General features: G+C 28.8%; 15 protein-coding genes. 12 read left to right on the top strand and 3 right to left on the bottom strand.

The genetic code is table 11. The features are described from left to right. Window positions 1-8: 8 nt before the first annotated feature. On the bottom strand, window positions 9-149 hold the full coding sequence (locus ACZ49Z_RS14300) for a hypothetical protein (protein ID WP_464304986.1): 141 nt from the start codon (window positions 147-149) through the stop codon (window positions 9-11). Window positions 150-195: 46 nt separating this feature from the next. On the opposite strand from ACZ49Z_RS14300, the gene ACZ49Z_RS14295 reads away from it, so the two are divergent. The 8 genes from ACZ49Z_RS14295 (at window position 196) to ACZ49Z_RS14260 (ending at window position 7,497) form a co-directional block, all read left to right on the top strand. After that, a complete protein-coding gene (locus ACZ49Z_RS14295; protein ID WP_464304985.1) occupies window positions 196-1,116 on the top strand; it encodes a homoserine kinase in 921 nt (306 codons plus the stop codon). Between the two features lie 15 nt (window positions 1,117-1,131). After that, entirely contained in the window at window positions 1,132-2,424 is a 1,293-nt protein-coding gene (thrC, locus tag ACZ49Z_RS14290; RefSeq protein ID WP_464304984.1) for a threonine synthase, read from the top strand. 102 nt (window positions 2,425-2,526) lie between these two features. After that, a complete protein-coding gene (gene gcvT / locus ACZ49Z_RS14285; protein ID WP_464304983.1) occupies window positions 2,527-3,609 on the top strand; it encodes a glycine cleavage system aminomethyltransferase GcvT in 1,083 nt (360 codons plus the stop codon). 98 nt (window positions 3,610-3,707) lie between these two features. Continuing rightward, window positions 3,708-4,238, top strand: coding sequence for a DUF3575 domain-containing protein (locus tag ACZ49Z_RS14280; protein ID WP_464304982.1), 531 nt, complete (start codon window positions 3,708-3,710; stop codon window positions 4,236-4,238). Between the two features lie 154 nt (window positions 4,239-4,392). After that, complete coding sequence (locus ACZ49Z_RS14275) at window positions 4,393-5,118, top strand: YebC/PmpR family DNA-binding transcriptional regulator (RefSeq protein WP_464304981.1); 726 nt, start codon at window positions 4,393-4,395, stop codon at window positions 5,116-5,118. 132 nt (window positions 5,119-5,250) lie between these two features. Continuing rightward, complete coding sequence (locus ACZ49Z_RS14270; RefSeq protein ID WP_464304980.1) at window positions 5,251-5,937, top strand: DUF6882 domain-containing protein; 687 nt, start codon at window positions 5,251-5,253, stop codon at window positions 5,935-5,937. A 10-nt stretch (window positions 5,938-5,947) separates the two neighbouring features. After that, the gene (locus ACZ49Z_RS14265) at window positions 5,948-7,006 is read left to right on the top strand and encodes a tetratricopeptide repeat protein (RefSeq protein ID WP_464304979.1); all 1,059 of its coding nucleotides are present in this window, start codon (window positions 5,948-5,950) and stop codon (window positions 7,004-7,006) included. 263 nt (window positions 7,007-7,269) lie between these two features. Continuing rightward, entirely contained in the window at window positions 7,270-7,497 is a 228-nt protein-coding gene (locus ACZ49Z_RS14260) for a hypothetical protein (protein ID WP_464304978.1), read from the top strand. Window positions 7,498-7,643: 146 nt separating this feature from the next. On the opposite strand, the gene ACZ49Z_RS14255 is transcribed toward ACZ49Z_RS14260, so the two are convergent. Continuing rightward, window positions 7,644-9,179 (bottom strand): YifB family Mg chelatase-like AAA ATPase, encoded by a 1,536-nt coding sequence (locus ACZ49Z_RS14255; protein ID WP_464304977.1) that lies wholly within the window; start codon window positions 9,177-9,179, stop codon window positions 7,644-7,646. 276 nt (window positions 9,180-9,455) lie between these two features. On the opposite strand from ACZ49Z_RS14255, the gene ACZ49Z_RS14250 reads away from it, so the two are divergent. Next, the gene (locus tag ACZ49Z_RS14250) at window positions 9,456-10,208 is read left to right on the top strand and encodes a hypothetical protein (protein WP_464304976.1); all 753 of its coding nucleotides are present in this window, start codon (window positions 9,456-9,458) and stop codon (window positions 10,206-10,208) included. Window position 10,209: 1 nt separating this feature from the next. Here ACZ49Z_RS14250 and ACZ49Z_RS14245 read toward each other — a convergent pair whose 3' ends face one another. Then, complete coding sequence (locus ACZ49Z_RS14245; RefSeq protein ID WP_464304975.1) at window positions 10,210-11,148, bottom strand: hypothetical protein; 939 nt, start codon at window positions 11,146-11,148, stop codon at window positions 10,210-10,212. A 322-nt stretch (window positions 11,149-11,470) separates the two neighbouring features. Here ACZ49Z_RS14245 and ACZ49Z_RS14240 point away from each other — a divergent pair, with 322 nt between their 5' ends. The 3 genes from ACZ49Z_RS14240 (at window position 11,471) to ACZ49Z_RS14230 (ending at window position 15,226) form a co-directional block, all read left to right on the top strand. After that, window positions 11,471-11,734, top strand: coding sequence for a hypothetical protein (locus ACZ49Z_RS14240; RefSeq protein WP_464304974.1), 264 nt, complete (start codon window positions 11,471-11,473; stop codon window positions 11,732-11,734). A gap of 68 nt (window positions 11,735-11,802) precedes the next feature. Continuing rightward, window positions 11,803-12,516, top strand: a complete 714-nt coding sequence (locus tag ACZ49Z_RS14235) for a GLPGLI family protein (protein WP_464304973.1) — start codon at window positions 11,803-11,805, stop codon at window positions 12,514-12,516. 34 nt (window positions 12,517-12,550) lie between these two features. Beyond that, window positions 12,551-15,226: a carboxypeptidase-like regulatory domain-containing protein gene (locus ACZ49Z_RS14230; protein ID WP_464304972.1), complete on the top strand. Its 2,676-nt coding sequence runs from the start codon at window positions 12,551-12,553 to the stop codon at window positions 15,224-15,226. Window positions 15,227-15,359: the final 133 nt, after the last annotated feature.

Here is a 15,359-nt window from a genome sequence, read left to right as displayed (position 1 = left end):
CGAAAAGCTTAGGTTTTATCTGTAAATGCAATTCCTGCTTTTCGTTCCAATCTATCATTGAAAGCAACAAAAAAACAGTAAAAAACAATATAGAATATCGCTTTCAATAATAGGATTTCCACTGCAATCAGGGTTATTAAATTAACCATTTTAAAATTTGAATAGATAAAAAAGAAGGATAACTTCACAATAATTATGAACGAAATAAAAATATTTTGCCCAGCAACAATAGCAAATCTCAATTGCGGGTTTGATGTGCTGGGACTTTGCATAGACAATATAGGTGATGAAATGATCTTTAGAAAATCACCACAAAAAGGAATCAAAATCACAAAAATAACAGGTGCAGATATCCCATATGAAACCAATAAAAACGTTGCAGGAGTTGCAGCATTAGCTATTATCGAAAGCTTAAATTTGGAACATGGTTTCGAAATGGAAATACATAAAAAAATAAAAGCAGGAAGTGGCATTGGTAGTTCAGCAGCAAGTGCTGCTGGAGCAGTATATGGTATCAATGAATTACTCGGTAAGCCCTATACCAGGAAAGAATTAGTTCAATTTGCTATGAAAGGAGAAGCAATTGCAAGTGGTTCAGAACATGCAGACAATGTAGCACCTTGCATGCTTGGAGGCTTCACTTTAGTGCGTGGCTACAATCCGTTAGATATAATCCAAATCGAAAGTCCATCCGAGCTTTATGCAGTCGTTTTACATCCAGACATAGAAATAAAAACTTCAGACGCAAGAGCGGTATTAGAACCAATGATACCACTAAAATCGGCTATAACACAGTGGGGAAATGTTGGAGGTCTAATTGCAGGACTATACACTAAAGATTACGAATTAATTGGTCGCTCACTCAATGACGTAGTAGTTGAACCACTCCGAAAAAGCTTAATTCCAAACTTTGACAATGTAAAAAATGTAGCTTTAAATACAGGAGCCTTAGGAGCAGGAATATCGGGTGCAGGCCCTTCCATTTTTGCGCTTTGCAAAGGAGAAAATGTAGCTAAAAATGTAGCCGATGCCATGCAAAAAGCCTATTTGGAAACAAAAATACCATTCGATATTCACGTATCAAAAGTAAACCCTCAAGGTGTAAAAACTATCTAACAAAACAACATCAAAATGAAATACTATAGCTTAAACAATAAACAACATGAAGTTTCTTTTCAAGAAGCTGTTATAAACGGACTTGCTCCTGACAAAGGGTTGTATTTTCCAAAAGAACTCCAACCTTTATCCAGCGCTTTTTTTGATAGAATAGAGTCACTACCCAATGAAGAAATTGCCTTTCAAGTCATTGAGCAATTTATAGGGAACGAAATTCCAAAAGATGCATTAAAGAAAATACTAGTAGAAACTTTGTCTTTCAATTTCCCACTAGTACAAGTTGAAGACAATGTTTTTTCATTAGAATTATTTCACGGACCAACCATGGCTTTTAAAGATGTGGGAGCACGTTTCATGTCGCGCTGTCTGGGATATTTCAACAAAGATAAAAACCAAAAAAACATTGTTCTAGTTGCCACTTCAGGAGATACAGGCGGAGCCGTCGCAAGTGGTTTTCTAGATGTTAAAGATGTGGAAGTAATTATACTCTATCCTTCTGGAAAAGTTAGCGATATTCAAGAAAAACAACTAACCACGCTAGGAAAAAATATAACTGCTTTAGAAGTAAATGGCGTTTTCGATGATTGTCAGGATATGGTAAAAAAAGCATTTTTAGATGAAGAACTACAAATGAAAAACCTCACTTCTGCCAACTCCATTAACGTTGCACGCTGGTTACCACAAATGTTCTACTTTTTCTTTGCCTACAAAGAACTAAAAAAACACAATAAACCTTTAGTAGTATCGTGCCCAAGTGGCAATTTTGGAAATATTTGCGCAGGAATTTTAGCAAAAAAACTAGGTTTACCACTTCAACATTTTGTAGCAACTACTAATGCAAACGACACTGTCCCACGATTTTTAGAAAATGGGAAATATGCACCAAAAGCATCGGTTGCAACTATTTCAAATGCTATGGATGTTGGCAATCCAAGTAATTTTATACGAATCCAAGAAATGTATAATAATGATTTAATTGAGTTTAAAAAAGATTTTTCATCCTATTCCTATACAGATGAAGAAACAAAAAAGGCAATGAAAACCATATATGAACAATCAAAATATATTGCAGATCCGCATGGAGCAGTAGGCTATTTAGGATTAAAAAAAGAGTTGAGCAATTACCCTGAAAGTATTGGTTTTTTCCTAGAAACAGCTCATCCCATTAAATTTCTAGATATTGTTGAGCCAACTTTAAATACATCACTAACGGTGCCTATTCAAATTAAAGCAATTTTAAATAAAGAAAAATCGAGCATTAAGATTTCAAGCTATAATGAATTGAAAAATATAATCCTTACAAAATAAATCAAATTTGTTAAAAACATAGTGATATTTATACGCTTTATCCCTTATAGATTAACATTTTTTGAATAAATTAGCCGCTTTAAAATTTTATAACTACAAACAATGAAAAATACAGCTTTATCACATGTTCATGAAACTTTAGGTGCAAAAATGGTTCCTTTTGCAGGTTACAATATGCCTGTTCAATATGAAGGTGTAAATGTAGAACACGAAACCGTTAGAAATGGTGTTGGAGTTTTTGATGTTTCTCACATGGGAGAATTTCTTTTAACAGGAGAAAACGCATTAGCTTTAATACAAAAAGTAACTTCAAATGACGCTTCTGTTTTGGAAATTGGTCGTGCTCAATATTCTTGCTTGCCAAATAATGATGGAGGAATTGTTGATGATTTAATCATATATAAACTTAAAGAAGATCAATATTTATTAGTTGTGAATGCTTCAAATATTGAAAAAGATTGGAATTGGATTTCTAAACACAATGATTTAGGAGTAGATATGAAAGATCTTTCTGAAGATTATTCACTTTTAGCGATCCAAGGACCAAAAGCGGTTGAAGCAATGCAATCTTTAACAACTATAAATTTAGCTGAAATTAAATACTATCACTTCGAGATTGCTAATTTTGCAGGAATCGATGACGTTATCGTTTCTGCTACTGGTTATACTGGTTCTGGTGGGTTCGAAATTTATTGTAAAAATGCAGACGTAGAACAAATCTGGAACAAAGTTTTTGAAGCTGGTGCAAGTTTTGGCATCAAACCAATCGGTTTAGCAGCAAGAGATACATTGCGTTTAGAAATGGGCTTCTGTCTATATGGAAACGATATTAACGATACTACTTCACCACTTGAAGCTGGATTAGGCTGGATTACTAAATTCACAAAAGAATTCACTAATTCTGAAAATCTTAAAAAGCAAAAAGAAGAAGGTGTAACACGCAAATTAATAGCTTTTGAAATGGTTGAAAGAGGAATTCCTCGTCATGACTATGAAATTGCAGATGCAAATGGCAATGTTGTTGGAATTGTAACTTCAGGAACGCAATCGCCATCATTAGGAATTGCCATTGGATTAGGATATGTTCCAACAGAATTATCAAAAGTAGATTCTGAAATATTCATTAGAATTAGAAATAAAGATGTAGCTGCAAAAGTGGTGAAATTACCTTTTTATAAAAAATAGGAAGGATAAAACTAAACCAAGATCAAGAACAAGTTTTAAATTCAAGGGCAAGTCTAATCAAGTTTTAAAATTGAAATCAAATTAAATAATCATTGTTAATGAAAAATATAATTTACCTCTTTTTAATTACTTTCTGTTTTAAAATGAGCGCTCAAAACCATGCTTTTAAAGTCAATCCAATAGCTTTTGCTTTTAAAGGTTTTGAATTAAGTTATGAAAACAAGGCAGGTAAAAACAATAGTTTTGAACTTATTTATGGTTATATTCCTTTCGATATGGAAGATAATAAAGGTGATTTAAAATCAAGTATTGTTGAAGCGAGATATAAGTTTTTCTTTAAAAAAGATAGAACTTCATTTGAAGGTTTATACCTTGCACCCAATGGAAGTTATGGTTCTGCAAAAAGAACCAGAATAGACACCAATGAAAAGGAAAAAGTTACTATTGCAGGAATTGGATTTTTATTAGGACGACAATGGATTTTTCAAGGAAATAAAACAAATGGATTTATTTTAGATTTAAACCTGGGTTTATCTAATTATTTTAGTAATGCTACTCCAAATTTAAATGATGATAATGTAAAAGGCTTAAAGTTTAGAGCAGGAGTATCTGTTGGGTACGCATTTTAAATAAAACAAAACTAATAATTAAGATTTCGAGTACCGAATAGTAATCTCCAAAGTTAATTTCAAGATCAATTTTCAAATTTGTTCTTGTTTTTAATTTTGATTTTTTGAAATTGAACTTGAAATCATTAAATTTGCACAGATTAAAAAATAAGAAATGGGAAGAGCATTCGAGTTTAGAAAAGCACGTAAAATGAAACGTTGGTCAGCAATGGCTAAAACGTTTACAAGAATTGGTAAAGATATTGTTATGGCTGTTAAAGAAGGCGGACCAAATCCAGAAACCAATTCTCGTTTAAGAGCTGTTATACAAAATGCAAAGTCGGCAAACATGCCAAAAGACAATGTAGAGCGTGCAATTAAAAAAGCTTCTGATAAAGATACTGCCGATTTTAAAGAAGTGCTTTTCGAAGGTTATGCTCCTCATGGAATTGCAATACTTATAGAAACAGCAACAGATAACAATAATAGAACCGTTGCTAATATTAGAAGTTATTTCAACAAATGTAATGGAACTTTAGGAACACAAGGTTCTGTTGAATTTATGTTTGATCATACTTGTAATTTTAGAATTCCAGCTGAAGGACAAGATGTTGAAGAACTAGAATTAGAAATGATCGATTTTGGTGTGGAAGAAATTTTCGCAGACGAAGACGGAATTTTAATGTATGCTCCTTTTGAAAGTTTTGGAGCCATTCAAAAAGAATTAGAGAATAGAGGAATCGAAATTTTATCTTCTGGATTTGAAAGAATTCCTCAAGTAACAAAAGAGCTTACTCCAGAACAAGTAGCAGATGTTGAAAAACTACTAGAAAAAATAGAAGAAGATGATGATGTGATGAATGTATATCATACCATGCAAGAATCTGAAAACGAAGAATAATGCATGCATTCTTAATCTTTATACCAAACTCCGAGGAATTACTCGGAGTTTTTTTTATACTTTTAAATTAAAAAACATAAGATTTTACTTCAATTAATTACATTTGTTACTACATTAATTTAATCATAAACTATGAGCTTTCAAAATGAAACGAAACCAGATTTTAATACTTTTTTAGAATTACTCGATCAAAACGCAGCATCATCATTAGAAAAACAATTTCTTTTTGGAGACATTATTGAATCTAAACCTTGGCAACTAGACATGTCTCTTGGCACTATTTCATTTGAAGAGCTTACGTTTCCAATACAAATAATTGGTTCTTTATCATTTAATAATAATTCTTGGATGTGGGGTTGGGCAAATACGCAAAGTGGTATTCCAGAAAATCTACTAATACAATCCAATCAACTAAAAAATATTGGAACCGATAAAAACATAGCTGAGTTAACAGATGCACATTTCCAAGTTACTGAAGGTTTTGAACATAAAATTGGAATGATTGCGTGTGGTTTGTTCAATTCTAAATGTTATTATTGTGCCAATTACGGTCAAGGAACATTAGTTGTTACCATTGATAGTGACTTAATTCCTGAAATTGACATCAATAAAGCCGAAAAAGTACTAACCCATTTCCCACAAGTTATTAGTAGTATCGATGTAAATCATAAAAATGCTTTCATTAACTATCTTATAGATAAAGAATTTCAAATTGCAATTACTCCAAACACTGTTGAAGGCATGAAAAATGAAAGCACAATAACAGCTAATTTCGATATTTTAGGGAGATTAACTTCATTAAATGGATCTATTAAATAAACTTACAAATATGAAAAACTTAATTTTACTATTACTCATCTTTACTTCAATTCATTCTCTGGCTCAAGAACGTAATGAAGAAGCTTGGAATAAAGCCAAAGAAGCCATAAAATTAATGGATGAAGGCAAAATTGATGAAAGTATCGATATACTCAAGGAATGCGAAAAAATAGACAATAAAGACTATACATATCCCTATGAGATGGCTTATGCGTACATTCTCAAAAAGGATTATAAAACGGCTATAAAAATTCTTAAAAAGACAAAAAAATATAATAGCATAACCAATCAAGTCTATCAATTACTTGGAAATTGTTACAGCTATTCGGGTGAACCAGAAAAAGCAATTAAAGAGTATGAAGAAGGCATGAAAAAATTTCCTAATTCGGGAAATCTTTATCTAGAAAAAGGAAATATTTATTTGTTTCAAGAAAAATACAATGAAGCAATTCAATGTTATGAAGATGGTATAAAAGTAGATCCAATGTACCCATCAAACTATTATAGATTAGCAAAATTATTCTTGGCATCGAAGGACAAACTTTCAGGTTTAATTTATGGCGAACTTTTTATGAATATAGAAAGAACAACAAAACGAACAACAGAAATGAGCAAACTCTTATATGACACCTACACTGAAATAATAAAAATTGATGGTGACAATACTTCAATTCATTTTTGTGAGATTACAATTGACCCAAAAGACATAAAAAATGGAAAATTAGAAATGCCTTTTTGTGCTATATTTGGTAGTAATTTTATACTTGCAACAATAGAGCAAAAAGAAGTTAATCTCAAGTCCTTATCTGAAATGCGATTATTTTTCATAAACAGTTATTTCAAAAAAGATTACGAAAAACATCCAAACCTACTTTTTGAATACCATAACAAATTACTGAATAATAAACTATTAGAAGCCTATAATTTCTATCTATTCCAAGTTGGCTCTCCTTCAGAATTTGATGAATGGAAAAACAATAACGAATCGACCTATAACAAGTTTGCAGAATGGTATGTTCAACCCGAAAATATAATCGAAATCAATCAAAAAAACAGATTTATCAGATAGTAATTTTCATTAAAAAAAAACATAAAATGTCTTCAACCAACCTAAAATCTTTATTGCTTTGATTATCAGGTTGGTTGATTACAAAAACAAAAACTTTCTCAAAAACAAAAACAATGTAAGAAAACAATTATTCAATTTGAATAAAAAGATAAAAATTTCATAAAAAAATGCCTTTTTTACAGTTTAAAACAACTTTTTATCGGTTTTAAATGTCATTTATCGGTTTTTTTGTTTATATTTATCCTTATATAAAACAAAAATTTATGAAAATAACACTACTCAAAAAAATATTATGCTTCTTCTTTGGTCATAAATTAGTCATTACAAAAGATATTACAAAGCACATCAAGGAATATAAATGTACCTGCTGCAATCTTGAGCTTACAAACAATCATAAAGGAGTAAAAAGTATCTTAACTCCAGAGCTAAAAGATGCTAATACAACCGTAATGAATTTTTACATTAAAAGACACAAACGTCAATTAGCCTAAAATCTGGATTGTAAACAAAGTGCTTTAATCTAGTCCTACAGTTCCTCTAACAAGCTGTAAAAAGGTACTAGTAACCAATAACTTCCTTATTTTACACCAATATAAAAAATGAAGCGGTAGAACAATTTCTTGTTCAAAAAATGAAGCTATTTCAACCAACCTTCTCTGTCTAAACTTCTATACTGTATTGCTTCTGCGATATGAAAGGACTGAATAGCGCTAGACCCCTCCAAATCGGCAATCGTTCTCGCTACTTTTAAAATTCTATCATAGGCTCTCGCCGATAAATTTAATCGTTCCATAGCTGTCTTTAACAACTGTAACGATTCATCATCTAAAACACAATATTCACGAATCAATTTACTACTCAATTGTGCGTTATAATGAATATTTTTAAAATTTTGAAAACGAACAGACTGAATTTCTCTTGCATGCGTAACTCTTTTTCTTATTGCTGCACTACTTTCTGCTTTTCGAGTATCGGATAATTTTTCAAAAGGAACGGGTGTCACCTCAATATGAATATCAATTCGATCCAATAATGGTCCAGAAATTTTACTCAAATACCGTTGCATCTCCATTGGTGAGCTAGAGACTGGTGCGTTTGGATCATTAAAATAGCCCCCAGGACTAGGATTCATACTGGCAACCAACATAAATGAAGAAGGATAGGTAATGGTAAATTTGGCTCTAGAAATAGTCACTTCTCGATCTTCTAAAGGTTGACGCATTACTTCCAAAACTTCCCTTTTAAATTCTGGTAATTCATCCAAAAACAACACCCCATTATGAGCCAAAGAAATTTCACCAGGTTGCGGATAACTCCCTCCTCCTACCAGTGAGACTGAACTAGCAGAATGGTGTGGGCTACGAAATGGGCGTTGTGTTAACAAACCCGTTTCTTTTACTTTCCCAGCTACCGAATGTATTTTTGTCGTTTCTAAAGCCTCTTGCATTGTCATCGGTGGCAAAATACTCGGCAAACGTTTGGCTAACATCGTTTTTCCCGATCCAGGTGGACCAATTAAGATAATATTATGACCACCCGCAGCGGCAATCTCCATACAACGCTTGATGCTTTCTTGTCCTTTCACATCGGAAAAATCGAATTCTGGAAAATCTAAGGTTTTATTAAATTCTTCTTGACAATCAATAACTGTAGGGACTAAACCATCTTTGCCATCAAAAAAATCGATTACTTGCAAAACATTTTCAGCACCATACACATCAATTCCATCAACAACAGCGGCTTCTTTTACGTTCTGAATGGGTAAAATGACCCCTTTAAAACCTTCTTCTTTGGCTTTTATGGCAATAGACAACGCTCCTTTTATAGGTTGCAAACCACCATCGAGCGACAATTCACCCATGATGATATACTCCGTTACTTTATCGGTTTTAATTTGTGAAGACGCCGCAAGAATACCCACTGCAAGCGTTAAATCGTAGGCAGAACCTTCCTTACGCAAATCGGCAGGTGCCATATTTATGGTAATCTTTTTTCCAGGTAACGAATAGTTGTTGTTTTTGAGTGCTGCAGCTATGCGATAACTGCTTTCTTTAATCGCGGAATCTGGTAATCCTACCAAGTGGTAGCCTATTCCTTTATCTATATTGACTTCTACGGTAATGGTCGTAGCTTCCACACCGAAAACGGCACTTCCGAATACTTTTACTAACATGGCTTGTACTTTTAAATTTTGGCTTATATGAATACAAATGTATTAAAATATTTTAATTTGAAGCAAAAGAATACCAAGCCATAACAAATTATAAATATTTCTAGATCACTTTATACTTCTTATGTTGATGAAATTAAAGACAATGATAAAAAATATTTTGAATGTGAAATAATCAATAAAGGAAAATATAAATGTTTTCATATATAATTTTCATATTTTTACTAAAAATATCCATTGATATCTACAAATTAAAAAACGTTTATTATTAATAAAAACATGAATTATAATATTTATTATACCGGACTACTTTCTATAAATTCAATACTAGATATAGACTTAGACACTTTGAATTACATAATTGATAGTTATAAGAAAGGGGTTGGAGAATTTACTATTTCTGGAAAAAAATATCATTTAAATAGAGTAAATAATTTTCAAATTTTTGAAAACAATGAAAAATTTTCAAAAGATAAAATTATTTTAATAGCAAAAAAATATAATTCTTATAAGGAAAATGGATATGGTGAATATGTTGCCATTGAAATGCTAGAAAAATTCGGAAATAATGTTACCCATAAATTCTTGAAAAATTCAGCATTTGGCTCTGAAAAAGAGCAAAACAAAGAAGTTCAAAGGGTCGAATCATTTTATATAGACCCAGAGAGAATTAAAGAATTAGAAAAATTAAAGTCTAATTTCGATTTAAGTAAGCTTATAGTTCTATGTAAAGAATTAAATTCTAATTTTCAAAATCAAAATTATTTTAGCGTTGCAATGATTGGTAGAGCTATAATTGACCATATACCCCCTATATTTGGATCAACTTCATTTAATGAAGTAGCAAACAATCTTGGCTCTAAAAGCGTCAAAAAAAACTTAACTCATCTAAACAATTCTATGAGAAGTATTAGTGATGGTATTCTTCATTCACACATTAGAAAAAATGAAAGCTTACCAAATGCAACCCAAGTGAATTTCAGTCAAGATTTAGATGTGCTTTTAGGAGAAATAATTGTTTATTTGAAATAAGTTAATTTAGAGAATACAATTCATTAGCTTGTATAAAACCAGTTTCTAATTTTTTATTTAATAAAACAGAAACATAAATCCATTTTTTATCTTTTTTAAGTATGGTAAATTCAACACCAACTGGAATAGATACAATAGTTTTTAACCTTTTATCTTTATTATTTTTCAATTCCTTTACTATACTACTTATATAATTCTCTCCAATTTTTATTTCATCAATGTTCAAGGCTTTTCCAAAGAAATTATTTGTAACTGTATAATTATTAATGACTTTATTTTCTATGACTTTTTTATCATCAGATTGATTTAGACTTATAGAAATTTGACTGCTAATTAAATTCAGTATTATTGTCCCAATAATAAATTTAATTCCAACTAAGTTTTTGCTATTTAATAAATAAATATAAAGTTTATTAAAATAGGAAATAATTAAATTTGAATTAATATTTAATATATCAAAATACACATTAGCTTCTTCCAAAACTAACAATATTTCATCTTCACTTTCAATATTTTCTAACAAGTTATAATTTATTGATTTTGTAAGTGTTTCAATTATTTTATTTGTTTCTTGGAGATTATCAAAAAATTTAGTATCAATTAGTTTATTTTTGAATATCTCAATAGAATTATTTAAAATTGAATTATCAAAATAAAATTTTTCCTTACCTAACATTAATTTATCAATACTAGTTGAAATATTCGTTATTGAATTCAGTAATGGATTTTTATTATTAGCAACTGAATTATAACTAATACTTTTAATTATATCAAATGCATTCAAAAATGACTTATCATAGCTAAAATTAGGAATTGTATTTTTAAGAAAATTTGTGTTTGCTAGATTTGTTATATTAAATGCCAAACTATTTACTCTTTGCATTTCATTTATATATTCCAAATTTCTAAACATTCCATCTAAACCAGTAATATCTTTCATATTTAATTAAGTATACACAAATTTAAAACTTAAATATCAATATGAATAATATAAAAACTCGTAAATATCAAAGACTTATAAACATAAATATGTTAATTATTGAGGCAACAACAAAATTTTTATCAGTTTAAAGGTAAAGGTCATCGCTTCGACCCCAAAAACGGCACTTCCAAATACTTTAACTAACATAGCTTGTACTTTTAATTAACTTATATAATTACATATATAATATAATTTCATATAAAAATAAAAAAATAAGAATAGTTATACAATAAATATATATACTTTTGTGTTATTGATTTATTAACTTAAAAAATAACAAATGAAAAAATTAATGTTTTCAGCAATTTTATTAATTGCCTTTTCTACATTTAGCTTTGCTAATAATGAAATAAATGATGGTAAAGAAATTAAAGTATCAAAATTAATAGTTGAAGATTCTCCTGAATGTCTTGCCGCTGGAAGAGCTGCTTATATTTATGTTGTGAACTCAACAGGAAGTCATGATAAAGCAAAAGAAGCAAGAATTGCAGTTACAAAAGCTTGTACTCAAGAACAACAAAAACCAAAACTTACTGCTGAATAATTTTTATTTAAATTCATCTCTAAAAATAATTTTAGAGATGAATTTTCAATAACAAAAAAACAACAAAGATGAAAGCAAAAATACTAGTTGCCTTTACTTTTTTATTACCATTAATAAGTTTTACCCAAATTAAAACAGGTATAATACAGTATAAAATAGTCAATAATAGTTTATTTGAAGATGAAAAAACAAGTTTTCTTTATCCTGATGATATTAAAAAAGTTGTAAATGAAATGACTTTAGAATTAAAATTCGATGATAAAGAGTGTAGTTTTACAGCTATAAAACCGACAAACTGCTCAGATGAAAATTTTTATAGTGCCTTAACTTCATCTGATATTAAAGGCTTTTATAGTAAGAAAAAAAATGATACACTTTATAACTGGTATAAAAGCGACAGTGATTTTGGAAATATGGTTATTCAATATGAAGCTAAGCTTGATTGGAAATTAGAAAACGAATCAAAAATAATTGATGGTTATAAATGTTTTAAAGCAACTTGTATCATTACTGATTATAACTATGTTAATTCACCTAACTCCGAAATTATAGTTTGGTATTGTCCAAAAGTACCTATAAAACTTGGCCCAAAAAGATATAGCGGGTTACCTGGATTAATTTTCGAAGTAACAGAGAGAGGAACTACAATTAAAATTTCAAATTTAAATTTAAATCCAAAAGAGAAACTAGATTTTACTCCTCCTTTTAAAGGAAATATAATTACACCTTTACAATATAAAAAATTAATCGATGATTATTATGAGGAAATGATGAAAGGCTAATTTTATTGAAATAACAAATTATAAAAGTTCTACTTTGAATTTTAAAAACTATACAATAAACACAATATTCACTATTTTGTTTATATTTTCTAGCAAATCTTATTCACAAACTGTCACATTTTCAGGAATTGTTAAAGACTCTTTGGGCATACCGCTTGAGGATGCAAATATTATAGCTACTCCACAAGACAAAAAAAAACAATTAAAATTTTCTATATCAGATACAAAAGGAAAATTTATATTAGAGCTCGAAAAAAGTATAAAATATGAAATTACAGCTTCATATATTGGTTTTTTAGATGAAATTATCTCAATAGAGTTAAAAGATGATACAAATTATGATTTCATTTTGAAAAGTTCAAATATAAACCTTTCAGAAATCATATTAGACTATGAATACAAACCCATTGATATTAAAAAAGATACGCTTACATACGATATTAAAAGCTTCGTTAATGGAAACGAGCAAAAAATGAAAGAAGTTTTAGAAAAACTACCAGGTGTTGAAGTTGATAATTATGGTAATGTTACTGTTAATGGAAAGAAAGTAACAAAAATGTTAGTAGAAGGAAAACTCTTCTTTGAAGGTGGTACAAAATTGGCGGTAGAAAATATTCCAGCGAATGCTTTAGATAAAATTGAAGTTATAGATAATTATAACGATATTACTTTTATGAAACATGTTTCTGATAACAGAGACTTAGCAATGAATGTAAAATTAAAAGAAGACAAAAAGAAGTTTGCTTTTGGAGATTTTCAATTGGGTCTTGGAAGTAAAAAAACTTTTTTAGGTCATTCCAATTTATTTTATTTTACAAAAGGAAGAAATTTTAGTTTTATTGGAGATTCAAACAATATAGGAAAAAGTACTTTTTCTATTGAAGATTATTTTAGATTTAATGGAGGAGTTAGTAATTACGTTTCAAACAGAAAAACTCTAACAAACTTATTTCAATTTGCAAATTCAAATAAAGATGTATTCAGTAGTAAATCGCAATTTTCTGCTTTGAATTTTAACTTAGATGTTTCTCCAAAGCTAAATATATCTGGGTATACAATTTTTTCAAAATCATTAACAATTAACAAAAGTGAAGTTCAAACTATTTATTTACAAAATTCAATAGGAGAGCAAGAAAATAAAAACTCAACAAGAAGTGATAAAAATATTCTAGGAATAGTAAATTTAAAATTAGATTATTCACCTAGAAACAATGAAAAAATATATTATAATAATCAATTTCAAATTAATAATAATAAAACTAATAACTATTTAACATCAATAACAAATTCTGATGTAAACATTTTTCAATCTAAAAATAAATTTGACAATATATCTATTAAGCAATATTTTGAATGGCATAAAAAAATAAATAGTAAGAACACTTCAACTTTTGTATTAAATCAAGTTTATGATTTAAGCAAACCACAAAATATGTGGATTACTAATGAACAATTTCTTGAAAATTATCTACCTCTTCAAACAGATAATTTTTACACCATAGAACAAGTAAAAAAAACAGAAAACAATGCAATTGACATGCAGTTTATTCACTACTGGTCTATAAATAACAAAAAAATATTATATACAAATATTGGGTATAGTTATACCAAATCTAACCTCATAACTAGTGAAAAACAAATTTTATCAAATGGTATAATTAATGATTTTTCTAATAATGGTTTTGGTAACAATATAAATTACTCCTTGAATGATTTGTTTTTAGGTATAGAATATAAACTCAGTTTAGGAAAATGGATTAATAAACCTGAATTGTATATACATTTATATCAATTAGACATAAATCAGAATTTATCAGAAAATAATATCACAAAAATTCAGTTTGAACCTAAGTGGGAAAGCAAATATAATTTTAGTAACTCTGAATCGCTTACTTTTAATTACAAATTAAGTAATGTTTTCCCAAATGTCCATAAATATGTGAATTTTTTCACGTTAGAAAACTATAATGTAATTTTTAAAGGAAATGCAATATTAGAAAATGAAAGATATCATTACATTGACTTCTTTTATTCAAAAAATAATTTACTGAGACGAATAACTATGAACTCAAGTTTAAGTTTAAGTAAAAAAAATAAGAATATACAGAACGAAACTATCTTAAATGGAATTGAGCAATTTAACACTCCTATTTTAACTAATAACCCTGAAACAAATATTAATTTTCACGGAACAATTACTAAAAAAATATATCGTTTCAATATTTACTTTAATACTAATTTAGATTGGTATAATTTTTATCAAAAAACTAACACTATTTTAACCAAAAACAATATCAATTCTCAAGATTTAAGTTTTTCTATAAAAACAATTTCTAAATATTGGCCTGTTATAAATGTTGGATATACTAAAAAATTCAGTCAATTTAAAAATGATAATACAAATCATTTTAAATCGGATATTTTCAATTGTGATTTAGAAATTACTTTTCTGAAAAACTATATTTTTAAGATTGATTACGAAAACATTAAAAACACAAATCCTTTTGGTCATGCAAATTATTTTGATATTGCAAATACATCAGTTAGATATCAGAAAAAAAACTTCCCCTTTTTATTTGAATTAACTTTCAGTAACATTTTTGATAATAAAATTAAAAATCAAAATACTTTTTCCTCATACATTATAAGCAATAAAAATATTTTTCTTTTACCTAGATTTTGCATTTTTACAGCTAGTTATAAATTTTAAACTAAGAATACTAATTACACCAATCAAGCATTTCCATTCTCTTTTCTTACACTAACCTACAAATTATCCTCACTTTAAACAATATAATAAGCTACCAAAGCCTAAACAAAATCTAACAACACAGTGCACACCT

Source organism: Flavobacterium sp. KY-23415 (genome assembly GCF_055384985.1).
This window is presented reverse-complemented; position numbering and strand designations above follow the sequence as displayed.